Below are 23,333 nucleotides of genomic sequence, written 5' to 3'. Positions count from 1 at the left end.
TTGGATTCCGATGCGAAAAACGTTCGCGATGTTGTTTGCGGTGCTGTTTGTCTCGTTATCATCGCGATTGGACGCGGGGGACGTCACCATCGCCGCCGATGTGGTCTACGGGCATAAACTGGGGCTGGCGATGACGTGTGATGTTTTCACTCCTGCGGAGAACCCCAACGGAGCGGCGGTTTTGTTTATGGTCAGTGGGGGATGGTATTCCAGTTGGACGCCCCCCGAGCAGGCTCAGTATCGTTTCCGACCGTTGACCGACAATGGCTTTTCCGTGTTCGCGGTACGGCATGGCAGCAGTCCCAAGTTCTCCATCGCGGAAGCCGTTGCGGATGTGCGCCGCAGTGTTCGATTCATTCGCAGCAACGCGGAGGATTTTGGTATCGATCCGAAGCGAATTGGAGTTTTCGGACTCAGCGCGGGGGGGCATTTGTCGTTAATGCTGGGGACGGCGTCGGACGAAGGAAATTCGGATGCCAACGACCCCATCGATCGAGTTAGCAGCCGAGTCGATGCCGTGGTGGCCTACGTCGCACCGAGCGATTTGAGGGTGATGGCTCAAGATGCTCCGGAGCGTTTGTCCGCCTACGACCGTTTTCCGGCTCTACAGATCAACGTTCAACAGGCAGAGTCGGTCTCGCCACTCGTGTATGTCACGTCCGATGACGCACCGACGCTGTTGTTGGCGGGAGCCGCAGATGAGCTGGTGCCGATTGAGCACAGTCGCAACATTCTGGCCGCTTTTGAAAAAGCCAACGTCGCGAGCGAACTCATCGAGTTCAATGACGCCGGGCATCGTTTTCACGGCGAAGATGCGCAGCAGGCGAGCGAAGCCATGGTGGCTTGGTTTGTTACACACCTCGCCACTTCGAATTTAAAATCCCCTTAACGAATGACTTTACTTCGCGGTGAAAAATCGCCCTCGGTTACTCCCGGTCGCCCCAGCTTTTGGGCCACCCGCACACCGCTGGGGAATTGACCACGAGTGCCATGGTTTTGCCCCTGTTCGGGTCGCATTTGTTGCGATCGGTTGTCGGACGTGCACCGTTGTTCGGGTGACCGGCTGATGACGCCGTGGCTCCTGCCCGAAACGATGATCCGTGTTTGCCCCCTCTCGATGATCAAATAGGCACAGCGATACGTTCGAACGACCTTCGTGTCGGGATCGCAGCCCTTGAAAGGATCGCAGCCCTTGAAATTCGGACGGCCCTAAAACAGCCCCTAAGTCGCCAAGTCGCTCTAAATCGCGCAGCCATCACGCGGGGGGGGCGTTTTAAGGTGGCTTGTTTTTAGGGTAAGAAAAAAGGTGCCCCGTTCGAAGCATTTGAGTGCCTCGATCGTGTTTCTCGGGCATTTTGCTGTCGTCCGTAGTGGCGGCGTGGGCGAGTGGCGTGAGGGAGGGAATTGGACGGCGTGGGGAGTTTGGTTTTTTGCCCCGCGGTGTCCCACGGGGCATTTTGGGTGGCCGCTTAGTCATCTCGGAACGGTAGTTGCTGGATCCGGCATCATGAGGGTGGAATTGATGGGACCGGCATTTGGGCTCACTCCGCAAGGAGAATCTCGCTGCGGGGGCCACTCACCGTGGATCTAGGACTTGATCTGCGGCGCAAGTGGTTTAAGCGCCAAGTGACCTCTACGGCAACACGGGATTCTTTGCTATTCTTTGCGGCAATTTGCATACGTAGGGGCTTACGTGTTTCCCCGGATGATCCGCCGCCGGATTGTCTGCGGCCCAGCGTGTCAGATTTCGAACTAACCGCATCCCCCTAAAACTCGGGAAAACTCCGTGCCTCGTCGAGACGATATCAAAAAAATCCTGCTAATTGGTAGTGGTCCGATCGTAATTGGGCAGGCTTGTGAATTTGATTATTCGGGTACACAAGCGTGCAAGGCGTTACGCGAAGAGGGCTATGAGGTTGTGCTGGTTAACAGCAACCCGGCCACGATCATGACGGATCCGGCAACCGCCGATGCCACTTACATCGAACCGTTGACTTGGCAAATGGTCGAAAAGATCATTGCCAAAGAGCGTCCCGATGTATTGTTGCCGACGCTCGGGGGGCAAACGGGGCTGAACGTCGCGATGGACCTCGAGGCCAACGGGGTGCTGGAAAAGTACGGCGTCGAGATGATTGGTGCCAACGCCAAGGTGATCGCCAAGGCTGAAGAGCGAGAGCAGTTCAAAGCGGCGATGGAGAAGATCGGTCTGGATGTCTGTCTAGGACGCACCGTTCACACCTTGCAAGAAGCGCGTGAAGCGTTGGCGCTTGTCGGTTTGCCCGCGGTGGTTCGCCCGAGTTTTACGATGGGCGGTTCTGGATCCGCGATCGCGTACAACCGGGATGAGTTCGATTCGCTTGTCCAAAATGGACTCGATCAATCGCCGGTCACCGAAGTATTGATCGAGGAATCGATCATCGGTTGGAAAGAATATGAGATGGAAGTCGTCCGCGATCGCGACGACAATTGCGTGATCATTTGTAGCATTGAAAACTTCGATGCGATGGGGGTTCACACAGGCGACTCGATCACCGTGGCGCCCGCACAAACATTGTCCGACAAAGAGTATCAACGGATGCGTGACGCATCGTTGGCTGTGATCCGCGAGATTGGGGTGGAAACGGGCGGCAGCAACATCCAATTCGCGATCGAGCCGGGCACCGGACGCATGATCGTGATCGAGATGAACCCTCGCGTCAGCCGATCGAGTGCCTTGGCGAGTAAGGCGACGGGATATCCGATTGCAAAAATCGCGGCCAAGTTGGCTATCGGTTACCGACTTTGGGAACTTCCCAACGACATTACCAAGAAGACCAAAGCGTGTTTTGAGCCGACGATTGATTACGTCGTCACCAAGATGCCTCGGTTCGCGTTCGAAAAATTTCCCGAAGCGGACGCCACGTTAACGACTCAAATGAAGAGCGTTGGCGAGACGATGGCGATTGGGCGGACGTTCAAGGAATCACTTCAAAAAGCAATGCGTGGCTTGGAAGTCGGCGCCTTTGGTCTCGGTAGCGATAACCGTGACACCTGGGGGACCGAAAACCAATCGGACCATGACGAAATCGTTGCCAAGCTCAGCACGCCAGGTGCGGAACGCATCTTCTACATGCGTTACGCAATGAAGGCCGGCATGTCGATGGAGGAGATTCATTCGCTCACTCATATCGACCCTTGGTTCCTCGATCACATGTTCCAAATCATCGAAGAAGAGGATCGCATCTTGGCGATCGGTTCGATCGATGCGATGACACGAGACGATTTCTGGCAAGCCAAACGGACAGGATTCTCGGATCGTCAGATCGCAAAAATGACGTCCACCACGGAGTTGAAGGTTCGCACCAAGCGGCTGAGTTTGGACGTCAAACCTGTCTTCAAAAGCGTCGATACCTGTGCCGCCGAGTTCGAAGCCTATACGCCGTACTACTACAGCACGTACGAGCACGAGGATGAGCTTCCGCCGCCATCAGGCAAGAAGCGAGTCATCATTCTCGGTGGGGGGCCGAACCGGATTGGGCAAGGGATTGAGTTTGATTATTGTTGTTGTCACGCCAGTTTCGCGTTGCGTGAAATCGGCATCGAAAGCGTGATGGTCAACAGCAATCCCGAGACGGTTAGTACCGATTACGACACGTCGGACATGCTGTTCTTTGAACCGTTAACGATCGAAGACGTGCTCAACATCTGTGACGCGATCAAGCCGGACGGCGTGATTGCTCAATTCGGAGGACAAACGCCTCTGAATTTGGCTCGCGGATTGAAGGAAGCAGGGGTGCCGATCATTGGCACCAGCGTGGAAACGATTGAAGCGGCCGAAGACCGCGAACTGTTCCAAAAATTGATCGAAGACCTTGGCTTGCGGCAACCTCCAAGCGGCATCGCTCGCAACATGGACGAAGCCCGCCGCGAAGCCAAAAAGATTGGCTACCCCGCATTGGTTCGCCCTAGTTTCGTGCTGGGCGGTCGAGCGATGGAGATTTGTTACGATCAATCGCAGTTCGAGCGTTATGTCGCCGAAGCGTTCATCGTGGCCGATGGACAACCGGTCTTGATCGATCGTTTCCTCGAAGATGCAACCGAGGTGGATGTCGATGCCATCGCCGATGGCACCGATTGTGTGCTGATGGGAATCATGGAGCACATCGAAGAAGCCGGGGTGCACTCGGGCGACTCGGCGTGTGCGATTCCTCCGTTCAGTTTGACGCAGCCGATTTTGGCCGAAATTCGTGAGACCACGAAACGTTTGGCCATGCGGTTGAAGGTCATCGGTTTGATGAACATTCAATACGCGATCAAGATGGAAGACAATAAGCCGACGTTGTACATCTTGGAAGTGAATCCGCGTGCGAGCCGCACGGTACCGTTTGTGGCCAAGGCGACGGGCGTTCCTGTGGCAAACATCGCGACCAAGGTGATGACGGGCATCTCGCTCAAGGAGCTCGGTGTTACCGAAGAACCGATTCCACGGCATGTCTCGATCAAGGAAAGCGTTTTCCCCTTCCGCAAGTTCAGCGGCGTCGACATCGTGCTCGGTCCTGAAATGCGAAGCACCGGTGAAGTGATGGGGATCAGCGAGAAGTTTTCGCTCGCGTTTGCGAAGAGTCAAATCGCTGCGGGCTCGGTGTTACCCGAGACCGGCAAGATTTTTCTCAGCCTCGCGCCACGGCACAAAGATTCTGTCGTGCTGCTTGGCAAGAGTTTGACGGAGCTTGGCTTCGAACTGCTTGCAACGAGCGGGACGGCGGCAAAATTGGAATCCGAGGGCGTGAAGGTGACTCGCGTCAAGAAGCTTGCCGAAGGGCACCCGAACCTGATTGACTACCTGAAAAACGGCGACGTGCAATTGATCATCAATACGCCGAGCGGCAAGGGCGCTCGAACCGATGAAGGCAAGATTCGCTCGGCTGCGGTGCAATGCGGTGTACCTTGCATTACCACGGTGGCTGCTGCCGAAGCCGCGATTCGAGCGATGACGGCGATGCGCGAAGGATCGTTGGAAGTCGAATCGCTGCAAACCCGGTACGCCCGGTCGCTCTGATCGACGCAAGGTTTGTTCTAGCCGCGAAGTTGTTTCTTCGGGACTGATACTAATGAGTTATTAATGAGCGACGAGTTAGCAGATAAAAACGCGTCGAGCGATTCGGATTCGACTCGCTCGTACGATCCAGGTGAGCTTCGTTTGTTGGTGGTCGACAACGAAGCTGCGCACGCACGCGCGATGACGGAAAGCCTGGAAAAGGTTGGTTATCATTGCGAGGTGGCAACCAGCGGTCCTGAAGCGGCCAAGCTTGTTGAGCGTGAAACGTACGACATCATCATCACCGACATGGTGATGAACGATGTTGACGGCATGAAGATTTTGAATCTGGCTCGCAAGCAGTTGCCTGATTGTGAAGTGGTGCTGGTGACGGGGCACGCGACGGTCCCATTGGCGGTTGAAGCGATGCAGCAAGGCGCCTTCAACTTCCTTGAGAAACCGATCACACCGGCGCGATTGCGCGCGATCGTGCAACGGGCTGCGGACGCCGTCTCGCTGCGACGTCAAAACACCGAGTTGATGCAGCGACTCGACGAGCGTTTTGGATTCGAAGGGATCATTTACACCAGCGATAAGATGAAGGGGGTCATCGATCGCTTGCGACGTATCGCGGTGACCGATGCGACCGTGTTGATTACCGGTGAAAGTGGCACGGGCAAGGAGATGATCGCTCAAGCGATTCATCAAAACAGCCCTCGCCGCAATAAGCGGATCGTCGCCCTGAATACCCGCGCGGTCTCGGAGAATCTCGTCGAGAGTGAATTGTTCGGGCATGTGAAAGGCTCGTTCACCGACGCGGTCGCCGATCGAGTCGGCGCGTTTCAATATGCCAACGGCGGAACCTTGTTCCTCGATGAAGTCGGCGACATGCCGATGAGCACCCAGATCAAGTTGCTGCGTGTTTTGGAGGAGAGCCAGATCACGCGTGTGGGCGATAATAAATCGATCAAAGTCAACGTGCGGTTGATTTCGGCAACCAATCGGCCGCTCGAAGCGATGATCGAATCGGGCGTGTTCCGCAACGATTTGTACTTTCGCTTGAAGGTCGTCACGGTGGAATTGCCCGCGCTTCGCGAACGCCGCGATGATGTGATCCCGTTAATGGATCACTTTCGGAAAATGTTTTTGCGACGACATGAAAAGGCGACCGCGCATTTCACCCCTGCGGTGACCAAGCGGTTCTTTGCTTACGATTGGCCCGGCAACATTCGCCAATTACGTAATTTTGTGGAAACGATGGTCGTGCTCGATACCGATGGCTCATTGGACATCGATGACTTGCCGCCGGAGCTCGCCGATGAAGCACCCGAGAGTGCCGAGGGTACGACGTTGGTGATCGGAGGTGAATCGAACTTAATTGGCCAACCGTTGAGCACCGTGGAGCGCTGGGCCATCGAGGAAACATTGAAACTGACTGGCGGAAACCGTGAGGAAGCCGCCAAGATTCTGAAAATTGGTGCACGGACGCTGTATCGGCGATTGGACCAATACAAGAGCGCAGAGGAAGGGATCGAGGAAGAGGAACAAGCGTAGGCTACTCGGCTTGTTTGCGGTGATAGTCTTCCGGAACATAGCGGCCCGGACCGTCGGTTCCGTAGTGACGCTCTAGCGCGGCATCAAACTCTTCACGCAGTCGCACTCGGGCGAGATCGTGCCGCACCGCTTCGTGCTCAGGATGGCTTTGCGAGTACTTGATGCAGTGCTTTCGCATCAATAACAGCGCTCGCTCGGGCGAATACGTTCGTTCGCAAAGGTTGACATGTTCTTGGATCACACTGGCTTGCTCATGAAGCGTCGGCGGTGGCGGCATCGGATCTCCTTTGGCCAGCGCTGCGGCCTGAGTGAAAATCCATGGGTTGCCAATCGCACCGCGGGCGACAGTCACGCCATCGATGCCGGTTTGCTCAAGCATCCGCAGGCAATCTTGGGCGGAGAACAAGTCGCCGCTGCCGAGGATTTTGATCGAATCACCAACATGCTGCTTCACTTCGCTGAGGAACTCCCAGCGACTCGGGCCGTTGTAGCGTTGCTTGACCGTGCGGCCATGAACGGTTGCCGCAGCGAGCCCGGCGTCGATGGCTCCGTCGAGGATCTCAAAAAAGGCGTCGCGTGATTCGGCGGTGTCATCCATGCCGCGTCGCATTTTAACGGTCACGGGAATGGAATCGGGCACGATATCTCGGGTTCGCCTTAGGATCTCAATCGCGATGGAGGGTTGCGAGAGATGAAAGCCGCCTCGGCAACGACCGAGCACTTTTTTCACGGGGCATCCAAAATTGACATCAATGATGTCAAATCCCGCTTCGACCAACTTCATCGCGCCGGCGGAAAACTGTTCTGGCTCGGCTCCCATCAATTGCCCGCCAACCGGTGGTTCGTCGGGATCGATCTCTAGGAAATGCTTGGTCTTTTGTCGCTTGCTGAGGGCGACAAGGAATTGGTCAAGCATCACCTCACAAACCGTATAGCTGGCGCCATGCCGACGCGCAATCACACGCATCGGCAAGTCGCTGTAGCCCGATAATGCGGCTTGCACGACGGGAAAGCCAATCGAAACGTTGCCAATCGTAAGGGGCCGTGTTTGGAATGAGGTTGTCATAAAATGGGAGATCGCTGAAAACGGATCGGTTCATGCCCCGGTCGGGTGGCACATACTCAAAAAAGATACTGCGTGTTAAATTTGCCCGTGCAATGGAGCGTCCTCACGATTGCGTTACTCGCTCCCAATCTAACCATCGCAAAAGCCCTGCCAACCATGAAGATTGAAACTAGCCCGTTCGGGAAGACTGCGGATGATCGCGAAGTGACGCGTTTCACCTTGACCAATTCGCACGGCAATCATGTCTCGGTGATGAATTGGGGAGCCACGTTGTTGGAGGTGAATGTTCCTGATTCGCAGGGGAAAGTCGAAAACGTCAACCTCGCCTTTGCGGAGCTTGCTCCCTATTTATCAGGGCATCCGTATTTCGGCAGCACTGTGGGGCGATTCTGTAACCGCATCGGACAGGGGAAGTTTACGATCGATGGCACGGATTACCAAGTCACCCTCAATCTTGGAAAACATCATTTACACGGTGGCAACAAAAACTTTACCTACCAATTTTGGGAGGGTGAGAGCTACCAGAGCGAAGATGCCGTCGGTGTCCGCTTCCAATTAACCAGCCCCGATGGTCAAGAAGGGTTCCCCGGTACGGTGAACGTCACCGTCGATTACAGCTGGAATGACAAGAACGAATTGGGAATCGCATTCACCGCGACGACGGATGCACCGACCCATCTGAATTTGACCAATCACAGCTATTGGAACCTCGCCGGCGCTGGCTCTGGCACCGCACTGAATCATGTGGCCATGATCCAGGCCGATGAGGCCTTGGACGTGGATCAGGATTTGATTCCTACCGGAAAACTAAACAAGCTCGATGGCAGCGTGCTCGACTTCCGAAAACCCACCGCGTTGGGCGATCGCATCGATCAACTGCCCGCGACGAAGGGTTACGACCATTGCTTGGTGGTTCGCGGAGAAGCCGGCCATTTGCGTTTAGCGGCCCGCGTGGTCGATCCGAGTTCGGGACGCACGCTTGAAGTGGAAACGACTCAACCGGCCATCCAACTCTACACAGCCAACCACTTGACGGGGGACGAGCATTCGGCCGGCGCCGGCGGGCACGAGGCGTTCTGCTTAGAGACGCAGCACTATCCCGATGCGCCGAACCATGCATCGTTCCCCAGTACGCTGCTTCGCCCGGGACAAACGCTCCGTGAAGTGACCGTTCACCGCTTTGGCGTCGAGTAGGTCAAGCCGCTAGACAGGAACGATTCGGTGTTATCGATAATCGCCGGAGGGCGTTGGCGGCGCTCGCGTTAGCATTTGAAACGCTGTTGTATGTGCCCCGGTGCGAGGGCCCATCAATTTACTCAGACTAGCGCATTTTTGATTTTGATGTAGACACCGTCGCCAGACGGTGGGCCGCGTTCTTGCGAACGCAGCTACGGTTTGAATCCCCCGTCATTATTGAAACCTAAGGGGCAACGGCGTCAATGGAAACGAGCCTGCAGGATGGAGAGCTTTAGCGATCGGCCAGTTGTCCATGGGCGTGTCGGGCCAAGGTTTCTTGGTACTTTTTCTTACCCGCTTCGACGCTCTTGCGGATCGCCTTAGTGCTCTCTTCACTTTCACGGCGAAGGTCGGCGATCATTTCCAGCGATTCCACTTGGAAGTCGCTGATCGCATCGACCAACTTCTGTACCGATTCCGGGTCGATGGTGCTCCCGTATCCCGCCTTCAGTGCGGCGCGTTCGAGGTTGCGGCCAAGGGTGGCGATATCTTCGAGCCCTTTGTTGACCCCGGTCTTCATCGCTTCGGTCGCCTGAGTGACTTCGTGAAGCCCATGTTGGCTGGTGTAAACCGTCCCCAGGATTGTGAACACGTGCTCGTTGGTGGTGAAGAAGGTCACCGCGCGACGGAACACGCGCTCTTTCACGTCGTGAGTCTGTTTCAGTTTGGTAATCAACGTTTCGCCGACGTCGTAACCGATCTGCAGGTTCTCGGCGATGTCTTTGAGCAACTGGTACGTTGCATCTTCTTTCTCGTAGCGGTGACGCGATTCATCACGAGCGAGTTCGGCTTTACTCTTGCCCCCTTCGTCGTTGCCGGCATAGTTGTCTAACGCCGATTGGGCCGACGACAAATTTGCTTTCGCAGCGTCAAGCACCGGCACCTGCATGTCCAACAGTTCGCGCGAGAGAATTTCGGCTTCCTTGAGCGCGAAGCGGAAATCGATATAGGCATCCATGATCAGCTCTTCGGTCTTTAGAGCTTCCTTGGTGTCTTTGGCAACCTCACCGTAAATTTCCACGATCTTTTCAAAGCGATCGTTCGGCGTGCCGCGGCGGATTTTCATCCACCAATTGGACACTTTCTCGGTACCACTAATCTTGCCATCATCCAATTGGCCGATCAGTCGTTTGCTGTCTTCGCGGACCGAATCGAATAACTGAGTGATGTCCATGTAGCGATTTCCGATTTGAATGCTTTCCACATTCTCACGGACGAGCGCGTTAAAGGAACTCATATGCTTGATGACTTCGGCGATGGCGATCACTTTGGATTCATCCAAATGGCGAACGCTTTCAAGCAACGAAATCAACTCCTGGGGCGCCTCGTTCGCGCTGCTACTGCCGAACTTTTTCAAGACGACCAAGGCACGATCAAGGTACTCTCGCATGGATTGAGAGTCACGCTCGGTAGCGACCTGCGAGGCCGATCGAGTTTCACTTTTACTAGGTTCCGGTGCGGACGCTTGAGCTTGATCGGACATGCCGTGATTCTCCACGATGATGGTGGTAAAAATAATACCCGTCTGATGAGTCGTTGTATCCATAAAGGTAGGGGCAAAAAGCTTGGCTGGCAATCATGCCTGGGGCGGCAGCGGAGACGCTGGAAATCCTTTGAGCGGTTCCGCCGCGAAGCGAGACGTCGGCTGCGGCCATGGCGACCCGATCCCCGGTGGCAAGCCCGATCCCCTGGTGGCAATCTCGACCTGCCTACCGCTGCGGTCGGTCCCGGCTAAACCGAGGGTGGCGGTAGAAAGTGCGTGATTTCCGGATTCACAACCGACTGGCGTACTCTGCAGAAACGGTGGATTGCATAGAATAAGCGGGCGAGTTCACTGCCGTCCTTTATTTTTGTCTGTATTACCTGTCATGCCTAACCCCAACGCTCAGCAACAGGCTCCACGCCAGGCCCGTCCGCACTCGATGTCCCAGATCGAGTTGCCGGGGCAAAATTTGACGCTCAACGAAACCTTGCGGGTGATGGACGTCGCTCGTGAGATGCGCGATCAGCGAGAGACCGCCGAAGAGATGTTTCGACGTGATGACGCACGCACCAATCTACGCAATAAATTGGTGCGAGCGGCTCGGCTCTCAGGCGACAATGTTAGCGAGGCGGAAATCGAAGCTGCGATCGATCAGTACCTCGCGACGCTGCACACGTACGAAGATCCCCAACCGGGACTGAAGAGCTTGATTGCCCATCTTTGGATTTGGCGAAATCGAATGCTGTGGAGTGCGGCTGCGTTAGCGGCGACCGGCGGTTTGTTATGGTCTCTGTTTGCCTAGGCGGTGATCGCGTTTTTGTTTGCTCGACCTTGTTTGCTCGACTTTGTTGGAAGGTTTAACGTCTGATGCCCATTTCTGGTCCTGTGGTCCATCGTCAATTGATTGAAGCGTATGCCAATGTGCAAACGCGTCTTGAGCAAGAGCGGCAGCGTATCTCGTCCTCCCGAGAGGAACGCGATGGCTTGGAAGATCATCGCGGCGACGCGTTGGCGGAACTCGCCGAACACTACCTTCCGGAGCTCAGCGCCGAGGCGATTCAGGAAACGTGGGGCGAAGTTCGTGGGAGTGTCGCGGACATCTTGATGCGAAAAGAGGATCAGGAACGTCGTGTGAAAGCGATGCTTTCGCAAGCCAATGCGAAACGGGAGCAACTTGAATCCGAATTGATCGCGATCAATGCCGACTTCGATGCCGCGTTGGAGTCTCAGCAACAGACCGCCAAGGAAGTCGAACAGGCGCTTCGTCAGTCCGCGGCCTTCGTTCAGCTTTCGGATCGAGCGGCTGTGGCGGAAGCGGCGTTGGAGCGCGCCGAAGCTAATTTGCAAGAGATCGATCAAGAAGCGGCGCGGAAATTGCCCGCCTATGACAACAGTTCGTTGTTTCGTTATTTGTACGATCGCCGTTTTGGTACCAAACGCTATACCAAGCGAGGCTTTACCCGACGTGCTGATCGATGGTTAGCAAAGTTCATTGATTTCCATTCGGCTCGACAAAGCTACGAGTTTCTGCAACAGACGCCTGAGAAAATGCGTGAGATTATCGCCTCCGATCGGGACGCGTTTGATACGGTGATGAACGAGTTGGAACGTCATCGCGATGAAGTTGCCGAAACACTGGGGTTGCAAGAGAAAGTGTCACAAACGCAACGCATTCAGACGAAACGAGACGCACAGCTAAAACTGCTTAACGCCGCCGTCGAAGAGACGAATGCGATCGAAGCCGAACTCACGCAGCTCGAAGACCCCCGTGGACCCTATTATCGGCAAGCGATCACGGTCTTTCGCAAGATGCTAGAGAAAATGAATAGCCGTGAATTGCGCGACCGTGCGAAGCAAACCCAAGAGCTGACCGACGACCAAATCGTGGCTCGTTTGGTGGGAGTGGAATCGGAAATCGACGCGTTAAAACAGACGGTCGAAGATCGACGTAATCATTTGGTGCACATGCAGAAAATGATGGACACCCTCGGTCAAGTGATCCAGCGTTTTCGGGCTTTGCAGTTCGATTCCTCACGCTCGCAGTTCGTGGGGACATTGGATGTGCTCGATGATCTGTATCGGGCAAGCAATGTCCGCGATGTCGAGGAGATCTGGGAGCGGATTCGCTCGTCCCAGCGTTGGGGGCCTACTGCGGCAGAGAAAATTACGCGTGCGGCAGCCCATCCAATGGCTCAGATTCTTGCCAACGCGATGGAGCAAGCCGCTGCAGCGGCGATGCAAACGCATGCGCGACGCGCTGGGCAACGCCGCGATCAGAATCGAAAGCATTGGGACGGCGGAGATTCAAGTAGCGGCGACTACCGAAAGCGATAGTCATCCCCTGGGTTCGATCACGATCCTGGGCATGGTCACGTTTGGCGTTGCAGCCAACGCCAAGCGGACAAGCCCATCGACAAACCGCCGGCCAGCAGCAATGGCGACGTCAAGGTAAACAGAATGAAAACGATGTGAGCAAGATGCCCCGCGGAGCGGTCACCATCCGTCATCGTACCGCCGCCAAAGAGGGCATCGAGGTCTGCCTTCACCGCAGGAACACGCATCGCGTAGAACCCGCCCGCGAAGATCATCGCGAAGATGATCATCATCAACATCATCACGGCGAGGCTGATTTGCGGCAGGCGACGGCGCGGACGAGTCGAGGAAGGCCGAATCGAGGGAGGCATGGAGAGCGAATCAACGGAGGATCGAGGATGCCGGCTTCCGTGAATGTCCGGAATTCACATTCCATCGGTTGCCGCAGGTACCGCTAATTTACTCTGGCACGCTTCGAATCGTCAATCAATGGGGGTTCTGAACCGCGTCGCTTAAAAAATTCCGACGCCGAATCCGTCATCATGGTCATCCTCGGACGTCGCTTTTTCGCGAGTCTGCGGATCCATGAAGTGCGGTCGTTTCGGACCACTGGTTTTCGATTCATTGTCGTCAAACAAGACGGTTTCGGTTGATGGCAACGCTGCTTCGGAGCCTTGTCGGCTCTCGCTGCGACGGGGCGCTGGAAGTCCCATGTCATCGTCGCCAAAGTCATCGTCGTAACGAGATTGGTAACCCGGCTCACTCGCACGCGCAAGCTCGGCTTCAAATTCTTCGATCACCGCGTTCTGGATCAGCTCGCGACAATCGCTGTTGATCGGATGTGCGACATCCGCATACAGCTTTTGTGGTGAATCGACATCTGAATCGATTTGCAATTTGACACCACAGTGATTGCAATAGGTTGCTCGGAGATGATTCTTGTAGCTACATCGTTGACAATGGCCAGTTAACTTGCGGCTCGGCATCGCGACGAAAGGGCCGTTGGAGCCATCGATGATTTTCAAATCGCGAACCACAAAAGATCCATCGATGGTAATGGAGCAGAATGCGCGGAGTCGATCCTCGGAAGCTTCCATCAGTTTGATGCGTATCTCAGAGATCTGCACGGTTTGATCCTCCCTAACTGCGATGGCGTGGGACGCGGAACGTCCAAAGTAAAAAAGGAGTCCCACTCCTACTCGCGTTACTCTGGACTTCGAATGGATTCAATTTGAATGATTGCCGGCACTCGAACCGAAGTCGCAGCGACAACCCTTGCGCCTGCGGAAATTTGGCTATCGGAACGAGGTTTATCGAGACTTCCAGAGTCTCTACCTAATTGGCGACGCAGTTGTTCTGCCAATCGTTTCGCTTGGATTGCTGAGTCGGCTAGGCCAAAACATGCCGATCCGCTGCCTGTTAATTGACACCCCAGCAGCCCAAGACGCCACATCGATTTCAAGATTTCGTCAATTTGCGGTGTGATTTGTGTTGCTGTCTCCTGAAGTCGATTACACATTTGCGAAGTGATCGATTCTAAAATGCCCGTATTGGCCGCTTTAATGAAATCATTAGCGGACGAGGGGGACGTTGGGACGGAGGACTGCGAATAGACGGTTGCCGTCGATAAACTAATGGCCGGGAAGGCGATCACGGCGTTGAGCTCCGTCGCTAGCGAGACGGGGGTGATTTGTTCGCCGCGTCCGGTGGCGCGTGCGGCAGTCCAGGATGTGGTGTCGTTGCCAAGAAAAAAGGGAACGTCGCTGCCGATTTCGGACGCCAGCGTTCGGAGGTCCGGATGATCCAAGGGGATGCCTGCGAGTGTGGCAGCACAACGCAGCGCCGAAGCCGCATCGCTGCTGGCCCCCCCCATCCCCGCTCCGGCAGGAATGCTCTTGGAAAGGTGGCAGCAGAAACCACCGGCAAAGCCAAAGTGATCGACGAAACGGGTGAGCGCTCGATGCACGAGGTTTCGTTCATCCGCGGGAATCGCGAGTAGCGATTGACCGTGTTCGGATTGAGGGTCCACTCCCAATTCGCGAGCGATGATCTCCAGCGATGGCATCCAATCGACAATCAATTCGATGCCCGGTGAAGGACGTTGTTGTAAGCGAAGTTGGTCGTGCCAATCGATGGCGACCATGATCGTGTCAATGTCGTGGTAGCCGTCATCACGCTTGCCAAGCAGCTCAAAAAATAGATTCAATTTCGCAGGCGGATGCGTGACTGCGACCGATTGCAAAGGGAGAGCGTGCACGGGACTTCTCGATGGGGATGCGGTTCAGCGTTTGAAGTGGCGTCGGTTTCATGCCCCGAAACGCCAGCGAGGGAAGCTCATTCTGGGCTCGGTCCTCCCTAACGCAGTGTGGGATGATTGGTTGGGAACACCGGAAAGAACGCAACTTCAAAGGATTCAAGCGACGATGGTTTTCGGGGCCAACGCAACCTCGTTATCCATCGCAGCGAAGTCGCTTTGCTGCATCGCAACAATGGTGATGCCCTTTTGCCGGGCATCGGCATAGGTTTGATCTTGCTCGACGACGATCGTTTTGCCCGCTTCAATGGCGATCACGGTTCCCCCAGCTTTGGCCACGCGATCGACCGTTTGAGGGCCAATCGTGGGGACGTCAAAACGCATGTCTTGGTTGGGTTTACTGACTTTGACCAAGGTCCATCCACCGCGACGGCAAAGTTCACCGGTGCGTTCGATACAGGCATCGGTTCCCTCGATCGCTTCGACGGCGATCACGGTTCCATCTTTGATCGTGATGGATTGGCCGATGTCCATTCCGCCCATTTGGCGGGCGACTTCCCAGCCCACTTGAACGTCACGTTGAGCGCGGCGACTGAGTGGTTTCCCAGCGAGGGTTCCGTGGTTCACAAGTAGCTCCGGTGCAAAGTCGGTCGCAGCACAGATTTCCATGCCACTGCGCGTGTAGGTGTCGGTAACGGCCATCAGTAAACGGTCATCGCGAGCGTCACGTTGACGCCCGAACAACAAGGGACCAAACGTTCGGATCGCCTGCAGATCGGGCAAGTGTTTCAGCCACACCGAGCCCTGGAATAAGATGTCCGATTTGAACAATTTTCCCGCCATCGTCACTTGCTTGACCCCTTGGCGGCGAAAGTAACGAATGTGTCCGCCGACTTTGCCTACGCCTAACCAATGAACGTCGCTGCAAATGGACTCCAATTCGCGACTGGCGTGCCCCTTAATCGCAATGCAGCAGACCTGGCGTCCATCGCGAACCACCGCCTGAGCGACTTCGATGGGGAAGCTTCCCCACCCCGCAACGATACCGACGGGCGTTTTCACTGAGGTGCAAGTCATGACTACGCAGCACGTTTGGAACAGGATTCGATTGAGATTGGCTCGCTAGGCATCGTTGCGTAGCCGGTTTGTTGGCTCTGTTGAATCAAACGGTCAATGTCACGTCGCAAGTTTTTCAGTTCGCGTCGCATCTCCGGCAGCCTTCGCTCCACTGCCATGATTTGCATCTGCTCTCGTTGAGGCGTGGCCGGCGAACCGAGATAGACCTGATGGCCCTCGCAATCGTCCATGACTCCCGCTTGAGCTCCTACAATGGTTTGGTCGCCCAAGGAAATGTGGTCTTTCAATCCCACCTGACCCGCCAGGATGACGTAATCGCCGGTGGTGCAACTTCCCGCAATCCCCACTTGGCTGCAGATCAAGTTGTGGCGGCCAATCTTACAATTGTGAGCGATCATGACTTGGTTGTCGATCTTGGTTCCTTCGCCGATGAGCGTGGTACCGTAAGTTCCACGATCGATCGTAACGGAAGCCCCAATTTCAACATCCGAGTCAATCTGGACGTTGCCGAGTTGGGCGGTGGGAACGTGTCGACCGGCTACTTGGCGATAACCAAATCCGTTGGCGCCAATGATCGTTCCGGCATGAATCGTAACGCGATCGGCAATCTGAGTGTGTTCGTAGAGGGTGACGTTGGCATGGACGATGCAGTCATCGCCAATTTGGCAATGGGGCAGCACGACCACACCCGGCATGATTCGGCTGCGCTCGCCAATCTTGACCCCCGCACCGATGATCGCCGACGGATGGATGCGCGCCGATTCCGCGAGGGTTGCTGATGGATCGATGCCCCAACTCGGCAGATCGAGTGAGACCGGAGGGCGGAAACAGGCGACAATTTTTGTGAACGCTTGGCGTGGGTCCGCGACAACAATCTGAGCCATCGAGGTCGATTCAAGTCGCTCGGAGCAAACGACCGCGATGGCTTGGGATTCGTTCAGTTCCGAGACGCGGCGAAGATCGTCAAGCATCGTGACATGCCCAACCGTTTTTTCGCCCAACGGAAATGCACCCTCGCAAACGAGATCACCATCACCGCCAATGAGCTCTCCATCGACCAGGGTGGCCAAGCTGCTAAGTCGTTTTTTCATGGGGGCATCCTTGCGTTGCTTTTGAGCTGTTTTTGAAAAGCCTCGCCGGCGTCACGATCCCTGGGACGTCTAGGCTTCGAATTGCTAATCTTCACGGCTTCTCTCATCCCTCTATAACCGCGTCGCAGGATCGCAATCAAGATCGATTTGCTTGTCTGAGGGCATGGTCGACCTGCCACGCCCGTGAATGTCGACTCGGAGGCCTCGCCGCACGCCGCAGCAGTCTCAGTTTGGGGGGCGGGCAGGGCCTCGGGACGGGCGGAGGACGCCGTTTCGAAGTTCAGCTCAAAGCCAACCTCGTGGTTTCCGCATCGATCATTGTAATGCCAGCATTTGTGATGCCAGCATTGCCCGGGTGACCCCAACTGCCCTTTTTGACAGGCAGTTGCGAGTGATAGCAAAAAGCGAGCGAATCCGCAAAATGCGAGGAGCTCAAAGCATTGGGAGCTCCTCGCATTGGGGGGGTGGCTCAAACGCGTTGCGGAGTCTGAGCTGCCGGATCGTTAAATGGGTCGTCTTGGTCTTGCAAGAAGTTGATCTTGCCGCTGGCAATGTCGTAGATCGCCCCCACCACCCTCACTTGCCCGGCATCGACAGCGGCCCGAATGACCTCGCTTCGATTTTTAATTTTTTGCACGGTTTGGGTCACGTTCAACACCGTCACGTGATCGATCACCGCTTGGACTTGCGTATCGCCTTGGGCAGATGCGGTGCGGAATTCGTCACGATCGACCGAGGGTTCGATCTCGTTAATGATTGCCTGCAAATGTGCACATCCGGTCGCCTCTCCGACGTCCTGGTTCGTGCCCAGCAAATTCACCGCGGCGGTGACCGCGCCACAATGCGTGTGTCCCATCACGACGACAAGCTTGACGCCTGCGACGGCGACGCCGTATTCGATGCTGCCGAGCGATTTGGTGCCAATCACATTTCCCGCGACGCGGACGCTGAAAATATCGCCCAGTCCGACGTCCAGCACCAGTTCGGCAGGGACACGCGAATCGATACAGCTGAGCACGACCGCTAAAGGAGTTTGTCCACTCGCCGTTGCATTGACTTGGCGTCCAAAGTCGCGGGTAAGCCGATTGCCCGAAGCAAATCGTCGATTGCCTTCACGCAAAATCTCCAGCACCTGGTCCGGAGTCACTCGGTCTTGCAATTCACGAGTCGAATAGTCAGCGAATTGGATTTCGTCTTGCAGTTGGTATTTGTCGCGAAACCCTTTGAGACTGACGGTGACGCCACGCACGGGAGCCTTGTTTACTTTGTAATCGCGAATCAGGCTTAGGATATCGGGATCGATATAGTCCGATTCGGTGGCGTCGATCAACAGATGGGTGCCTTGCGGGGCCTCGCCAAACAGTTTGTCCAGCGCGGCACGATTCAGAAAGCTAACTTGGTTGGCCAGTTCTACGTGAACGATATCGCCATCCAGATGGGTTTCGACAATACGTCGGATCGGGCGACGTAAATTGCTGTTCAAAATAAACAACACGCTGACGCCGAGTCCGATCAAAATTCCAATCAGCAAGTCGGTCAACACGATCGAGACGAGGGTGATGATGAAGGGAGCGAATTGGTACTTGCCTTCCTTCCACATCTGTGAAAACAGAGTGTAGTTGGCCAGTTTGAATCCGGTGACAAGCAGGATCGCCGCAAGCGCCGAGAGCGGGATCATGTTTAGGTAAAGCGGGAACAACGCTGCACACAACAGCAACAGCACAGCGTGAAAAATGGCGGACAGTTTCGTCTTGCCACCGGCATCGACATTGACACTGCTGCGGACGATCACCGAGGTCATGGGGAGCCCGCCGATGAGCCCCGCGACGAGATTGCCAATTCCTTGAGCGACGAGTTCGCGGCTAGGAGGCGAGTCGCGGCGTTCGGGATCGATTTTGTCGACGGCTTCAAGGTTCAGTAACGTTTCGAGTGACGCCACGATTGCGATTGTGGCTCCGGCGATATAGATCGCTGGATTGGTCCATTGAGAAAAGTCGGGGGTTGTGAAAAATGAGAAAAACGCCGAGGTCGATTCGGCGACAGGAAATTGAACCAAGTGAGTGGAAGTGATTTCCCATCCGCCGCCCAGGGTGCGAAGGTAGACACTTAGGGCGACGCCAACCAAGACAACCACTAAGGGGCCAGGCACAACGGAGCGTTTGAGCGTTTTGACTTTCTCCCAGAGGACAAGGATGGCAATCGAAAGGAGTCCGACGACCAAGGCGCCGAGATGAATGTCGCCAGCGAGCGTGGAGAGGAGTTCGGTAAAGGTGTTTTCGTTGTCCATTTGGGAAAACGCCATGTCGCCGGTCGGGTCATTGTCATGGCCAACGATGTGGGGAATTTGCTTCAAAATGAGGATCACACCGATCGCGGCCAACAGGCCTTTGATCACGCTCGATGGAAAAAATGCGGAGAGTGCACCGGCACGGGCGATCCCCAAACCGATTTGCAGCACGCCGCCGACGACGACGGCGAGCAGAAATGCTTCGAAGGAGCCAAGCAGGGCAATCTGTGCCGCTACGATCGCGGTCAATCCTGCCGCCGGACCACTGACGCTGGTGTGCGATCCACTAAGCGACCCCACCACAATGCCGCCGATGATGCCTGCTAGGACCCCTGCGAACGGAGGGGCGTCGGAGGCCAGGGCGATGCCGAGGCAGAGTGGCAATGCGACAAGAAAGACGACAATCCCTGCCAGAAAATCTTTCGGAAGGGTGTTCAAGGAAAAGAGGGAACTGCGGCTATCGGGCTGGAGTTGTTTTGAATTGGACATCGTAGTGGGGGGGTAACGGGAGCTGTATTGTTGAAATATTTCGAGAGGGTTTTTGATGCGATCCGAGGCCTGCGAAGTTTGCCGTAGCACAAAGGGGTAGGCTCGGCACGGATTATCGTTGGTACGGATTTTTAGCGAGCATTCAGGATGGAACTCGCGTCGTAGCAGAGAACGCAGGTCGTTGCGCGCACTCTCCGCTGCACTGCAATCACGCGGGGGTGAGCGGTTTGCGCAACCGGCGAGGTTCGATATCGGTCGGCACGGCCGGGCGAAACGAAACCTTGTCAATGGTTGCCCGCTGCGATCGGACTAAAATGCGTGCAAGACCCTCAGCCTAGGTTCGGTGAACCCAAGCGGAATGCACCCAAAAGCCCCCACGGTGTTGCAGACACTGGCCGTCGAAATGACGGGGGAACTGCGAACGCAGCGTGCGTTCGCTTAAGAGAGATTCGCTAACAGCGAATCGGGGCGAGCATCACTTCGTTGATGCGATGCCCCACCAAGCTGCGCGGGGTGTTGAGATCGTTGAAGCAAATGCGTCGATTGGCCCGCAAGAGCTCAAGGGTCAAAGGGTAGGCCCGTTCTCGCCGATGCTGCGGCTGCGAATTTCGTTCGCGAGAATTTCGTTCGCGATGGGTCTCCGAATTGGGGACCCGTTCCTCATGCTCTTCGGTCGACGTTGGGGAATTCGACACCGTGGCAAGTAGCGACACAGGCACGAAGAACGTGGCGCATGGCATTACCAAAGCGAATAACACAAGGGCGAAAAAGGCACTTGAACGCGTTGCCATGGAAGGTTGGGGAACCTAGAGGAACGATGGGTGAAGGGCGCGTGAGCACGCTTGGAACGATGTCACGCTGGGAACGAGGCGCGCCACGCTGATGATACGATAGAAATTTAAGTCAGTTCGTCAAGGTGGAAAAAAACAGTCGACGTCAGATAGGTGTAGGCCGGTTATTGGGCAAAGCCGGGATTTTCGATGTGAGTCGCGGTTGGGGGGGGCACTCCTGGACAGCGAGAGCAGGTCGCTTGGGCATCCAGCGTGATGCCGGTGGAGGCGAGACGGTTCACGCCAGGCGTGGAGTCGCCAAAATATCGCAGTGGATTCTCGGGGGATGCACCGATTTCCGGTTTCGTAAGGTCGAACGGCTAACAAACTGGGATAACTGATCCTGGTTCAACCAATTACGGTTGGTGGTCCGCCGGAAAATGGTCATGATAAAACAGGTGGAATCGTTCGGAAATCACGTTGGCATTGGTTGCGGACGAGACTTCGAACCGGCATGGGATGCTGGAAACGCTACTCTTTGGAAGTGGTCGCTTGGCTTTTCAACCTTTTTCAGTTCAGTGCTTGACCTGTTCAAGTCGTTTGCGGGTGACCGATCCGTCGCTAGTGGGGACCATTTCGGCCTGTCCAAAATGCGGATCGATGGTCGAAATCACGGGGGGGGATCCCGTAGAGGATGGCGGTCAAGACGCGCTGCCGAGGGCGCCCGAGCAGGTCGCCCTGGGGGCGGACTCGGTGGACAGCGAAACGATCACGCGCGATGCCATCTCGGCTGCGGAGATTGACGCGGACCATTCGGTCGAAGAGTTGGCTTCGTATTCGCAACCGTTCCAGGGCTCCGACAGCCTGGAGTCAGCGGAGGTCGTGGACACGGCGATGCCGATCTCGCCCGATGATTGGCAGAGCGATCGGACGCGAAAGTCGCGACAACTGGGGATGATCGTTGCGGTTTCCATCGCCACTCTTCTAATCGCGGTGATCGTGTTCGCTTGGTTTGTGCGGACATGGAGCCGAAGTGGCGAGGTCGCCGCGGTTCCCGCAACGGAGGTTCCCGCAACGGAGGAGGGGGCCGAAGTCGAAGAGCCTATCGCTCCGGACGCTACAGAGATCGAGCAATCGGAACCGAATCGCGAGGCGTCTGCGCCCACGTCGCCCGAGGTTGGCCCAGCTGAAGCGAAGGGGACAGGGACCGAAGCGAAGGGGACAGAGCCAGTGCAGGGTTCAGGATCAGCGACGGCGAAGGGGACAGGGCCAGCGAAGGAAGGCGGAACGAGCGACGACCACGTCAAACCACCCGCAACGATGGGCGAAGTAGCGGCGACCGTTCCAGCGGCGAATTCAGCGAGCGTGATCCCCGCGGACTTACTGCCGATCGACCCGTTGGGGCCGATGCCTCCGGTGGTCAACCCGGATCGAGACGCCGTTCCACCGGATGCGGAAGAGGGAATGTCCAAGCTCGATGAAATTCCGCCCGAGTTGCGGAAGTTTACCGTCTTGTTGGACCTTGGTCGCGAGGCCAATGAAACCAAGCCGACCATCGCAACACCACCAAGCTTGAACATTGCGAAGATTGAAAACGCGGCCGAGGAATCACTCGACCCGATGATGATTGCGACTCCACCACCGGCAATCGATATGGACCGGGCGTTGGCGTTGGAATTTGCACTGAACTCCAAGGGCTATCCGCTGGGGGATCTGGTGTTGTTGTTCAGCCAATTGACCGGAGTTCCGGTTCAAATCGATTGGATGACATTCGATCTGGCCCAGAAAAGTATTGGACAAAGCGTCCCAACGCCACGCGGATTCTTGTCGGCCGGTGAGCAGCTTGAGAAGGTTGCGGAGTCGGTCGGAGCGACACTCCGAGTCGATAAATCGTTTGTGTTGTTAACGATCGACGATGCGACGTTTGCGGTGATCGCCGAAGCGATCACCGGTGTCGAGGATTTTGCCGAGCAGCGCAGCTCTGCGATCGCGGTGTTGGGAGCGTTTCTGGAGAGTGAAGCCGAGCCGAATGCGGCGACGGTTCGGATCGGGGCAAGTTTGGGGGAGCAACAACTCGCGGTGCTGGCGTTCGAATCGCTTCGTCGCATGCGGAACATTCAAGGGAAGGTTGAGGATGAGTTTTTGAGACGTTGGGCTCATCCCGTCGACTCGCCGGCCGGACCGTGGACCGTGCTTGCCGCAGGCGATTCGGGCCCGGCCTTGGACGCCCCCGTCACGATTGCTGAATTACTACGGCGCGTCGCGCGAAGGAATCAAGCCACCTGCCTCGTGAATTGGTTCGATGCCAGTCGCCGGCGTCTGTCTCCCGAGCAAATCATGATGCCGTATGTCCAAGACGACGCGGGGACGATGTTGTCCAACACGCTACGACCGTTTGAAATGCAGGTGCGTCGTGTCGACGAGCATCATTGGTGGGTCGGTACCGAGGCAACCTACGATCGATTGATGGTCGTCGTTTGGTCCGAGCCACTGGGCGATCAACGCGGCGCATTTATGAAGCAGATCACCGAGTTGATGTCGGGCCAATCGAAAGACGTGTTTCGCATCGCCTATGATCAGGTCTCCGATCGCGTGATGATGTTGTTGCCTCGCTACATCGTCCGTCAGTTGCCAAAAATCCAGCAAGGGATCGCGGCGCGATAAAGCGGGCGAGGGGCGTGCGGATGGACGATCTC

General features: G+C 56.0%; 15 protein-coding genes. 7 read left to right on the top strand and 8 right to left on the bottom strand.

What is annotated here, in order from left to right:
* Window positions 1–10 precede the first annotated feature (10 nt).
* The 3 genes from Pla52o_RS12465 (at window position 11) to Pla52o_RS12455 (ending at window position 6,571) form a co-directional block, all read left to right on the top strand.
* On the top strand, window positions 11–889 hold the full coding sequence (locus tag Pla52o_RS12465) for an alpha/beta hydrolase family protein (RefSeq protein ID WP_146594942.1): 879 nt from the start codon (window positions 11–13) through the stop codon (window positions 887–889).
* A gap of 897 nt (window positions 890–1,786) precedes the next feature.
* A complete protein-coding gene (gene carB, locus Pla52o_RS12460; RefSeq protein ID WP_146594941.1) occupies window positions 1,787–5,038 on the top strand; it encodes a carbamoyl-phosphate synthase large subunit in 3,252 nt (1,083 codons plus the stop codon).
* Window positions 5,039–5,101: 63 nt separating this feature from the next.
* Window positions 5,102–6,571 (top strand): sigma-54-dependent transcriptional regulator, encoded by a 1,470-nt coding sequence (locus Pla52o_RS12455; RefSeq protein WP_146594940.1) that lies wholly within the window; start codon window positions 5,102–5,104, stop codon window positions 6,569–6,571.
* Window position 6,572: 1 nt separating this feature from the next.
* Here Pla52o_RS12455 and Pla52o_RS12450 read toward each other — a convergent pair whose 3' ends face one another.
* On the bottom strand, window positions 6,573–7,637 hold the full coding sequence (locus Pla52o_RS12450) for a tRNA dihydrouridine synthase (RefSeq protein WP_146594939.1): 1,065 nt from the start codon (window positions 7,635–7,637) through the stop codon (window positions 6,573–6,575).
* Window positions 7,638–7,793: 156 nt separating this feature from the next.
* Between Pla52o_RS12450 and Pla52o_RS12445 the strand changes: the two genes are divergently transcribed.
* Complete coding sequence (locus tag Pla52o_RS12445) at window positions 7,794–8,831, top strand: aldose epimerase family protein (RefSeq protein WP_146594938.1); 1,038 nt, start codon at window positions 7,794–7,796, stop codon at window positions 8,829–8,831.
* A 274-nt stretch (window positions 8,832–9,105) separates the two neighbouring features.
* Here the strand turns inward: Pla52o_RS12445 and Pla52o_RS12440 are convergent, their stop codons facing one another.
* Entirely contained in the window at window positions 9,106–10,356 is a 1,251-nt protein-coding gene (locus tag Pla52o_RS12440; RefSeq protein ID WP_146595226.1) for a cell surface protein, read from the bottom strand.
* A 385-nt stretch (window positions 10,357–10,741) separates the two neighbouring features.
* On the opposite strand from Pla52o_RS12440, the gene Pla52o_RS12435 reads away from it, so the two are divergent.
* Together Pla52o_RS12435 and Pla52o_RS12430 are read left to right on the top strand one after the other, a co-directional pair.
* A complete protein-coding gene (locus Pla52o_RS12435) occupies window positions 10,742–11,158 on the top strand; it encodes a DUF6384 family protein (RefSeq protein WP_146594937.1) in 417 nt (138 codons plus the stop codon).
* Window positions 11,159–11,223: 65 nt separating this feature from the next.
* Complete coding sequence (locus Pla52o_RS12430; protein ID WP_146594936.1) at window positions 11,224–12,690, top strand: hypothetical protein; 1,467 nt, start codon at window positions 11,224–11,226, stop codon at window positions 12,688–12,690.
* A gap of 35 nt (window positions 12,691–12,725) precedes the next feature.
* Here Pla52o_RS12430 and Pla52o_RS12425 read toward each other — a convergent pair whose 3' ends face one another.
* The 6 genes from Pla52o_RS12425 to Pla52o_RS12400 all read right to left on the bottom strand — a co-directional run bounded on the left by Pla52o_RS12425 (window position 12,726) and on the right by Pla52o_RS12400 (window position 19,867).
* Complete coding sequence (locus Pla52o_RS12425; protein ID WP_146594935.1) at window positions 12,726–13,040, bottom strand: hypothetical protein; 315 nt, start codon at window positions 13,038–13,040, stop codon at window positions 12,726–12,728.
* Window positions 13,041–13,181: 141 nt separating this feature from the next.
* Window positions 13,182–13,796 carry a SpoVG family protein gene (locus Pla52o_RS12420; protein WP_146594934.1) on the bottom strand — a complete coding sequence of 205 codons (615 nt, stop codon included), beginning with the start codon at window positions 13,794–13,796 and terminating at the stop codon, window positions 13,182–13,184.
* A gap of 77 nt (window positions 13,797–13,873) precedes the next feature.
* Window positions 13,874–14,926 carry a 4-(cytidine 5'-diphospho)-2-C-methyl-D-erythritol kinase gene (locus Pla52o_RS12415; RefSeq protein WP_146594933.1) on the bottom strand — a complete coding sequence of 351 codons (1,053 nt, stop codon included), beginning with the start codon at window positions 14,924–14,926 and terminating at the stop codon, window positions 13,874–13,876.
* A gap of 156 nt (window positions 14,927–15,082) precedes the next feature.
* Window positions 15,083–16,000, bottom strand: coding sequence for an LpxI family protein (locus tag Pla52o_RS12410; RefSeq protein WP_146594932.1), 918 nt, complete (start codon window positions 15,998–16,000; stop codon window positions 15,083–15,085).
* Between the two features lie 2 nt (window positions 16,001–16,002).
* The gene (lpxD, locus tag Pla52o_RS12405) at window positions 16,003–17,091 is read right to left on the bottom strand and encodes a UDP-3-O-(3-hydroxymyristoyl)glucosamine N-acyltransferase (protein ID WP_146594931.1); all 1,089 of its coding nucleotides are present in this window, start codon (window positions 17,089–17,091) and stop codon (window positions 16,003–16,005) included.
* Window positions 17,092–17,560: 469 nt separating this feature from the next.
* Window positions 17,561–19,867 (bottom strand): SulP family inorganic anion transporter, encoded by a 2,307-nt coding sequence (locus tag Pla52o_RS12400; protein ID WP_146594930.1) that lies wholly within the window; start codon window positions 19,865–19,867, stop codon window positions 17,561–17,563.
* A 1,322-nt stretch (window positions 19,868–21,189) separates the two neighbouring features.
* Between Pla52o_RS12400 and Pla52o_RS12395 the strand changes: the two genes are divergently transcribed.
* Window positions 21,190–23,301 (top strand): hypothetical protein, encoded by a 2,112-nt coding sequence (locus Pla52o_RS12395; protein ID WP_197169201.1) that lies wholly within the window; start codon window positions 21,190–21,192, stop codon window positions 23,299–23,301.
* Window positions 23,302–23,333 lie beyond the last annotated feature (32 nt).

The organism is Novipirellula galeiformis (assembly GCF_007860095.1).
GTDB lineage: Bacteria > Planctomycetota > Planctomycetia > Pirellulales > Pirellulaceae > Novipirellula > Novipirellula galeiformis.
The sequence above is the reverse complement of the archived record's forward strand: the minus strand, read 5'-3'. Positions and strand labels throughout refer to the sequence as shown.

Bases quoted from the DNA above. Each gene is read 5' to 3' on its own strand.
- Pla52o_RS12465 (WP_146594942.1), top strand. From the start codon at position 11: ATGCGAAAAACGTTCGCGATGTTGTTTGCGGTGCTGTTTGTCTCGTTA.
- Pla52o_RS12455 (WP_146594940.1), top strand. From the start codon at position 5,102: ATGAGCGACGAGTTAGCAGATAAAAACGCGTCGAGCGATTCGGATTCG.
- Pla52o_RS12450 (WP_146594939.1), bottom strand. From the start codon at position 7,637: ATGACAACCTCATTCCAAACACGGCCCCTTACGATTGGCAACGTTTCG.
- Pla52o_RS12445 (WP_146594938.1), top strand. From the start codon at position 7,794: ATGAAGATTGAAACTAGCCCGTTCGGGAAGACTGCGGATGATCGCGAA.
- Pla52o_RS12440 (WP_146595226.1), bottom strand. From the start codon at position 10,356: ATGTCCGATCAAGCTCAAGCGTCCGCACCGGAACCTAGTAAAAGTGAA.
- Pla52o_RS12435 (WP_146594937.1), top strand. From the start codon at position 10,742: ATGCCTAACCCCAACGCTCAGCAACAGGCTCCACGCCAGGCCCGTCCG.
- Pla52o_RS12430 (WP_146594936.1), top strand. From the start codon at position 11,224: ATGCCCATTTCTGGTCCTGTGGTCCATCGTCAATTGATTGAAGCGTAT.
- Pla52o_RS12425 (WP_146594935.1), bottom strand. From the start codon at position 13,040: ATGCCTCCCTCGATTCGGCCTTCCTCGACTCGTCCGCGCCGTCGCCTG.
- Pla52o_RS12410 (WP_146594932.1), bottom strand. From the start codon at position 16,000: ATGACTTGCACCTCAGTGAAAACGCCCGTCGGTATCGTTGCGGGGTGG.
- lpxD (WP_146594931.1), bottom strand. From the start codon at position 17,091: ATGAAAAAACGACTTAGCAGCTTGGCCACCCTGGTCGATGGAGAGCTC.
- Pla52o_RS12400 (WP_146594930.1), bottom strand. From the start codon at position 19,867: ATGTCCAATTCAAAACAACTCCAGCCCGATAGCCGCAGTTCCCTCTTT.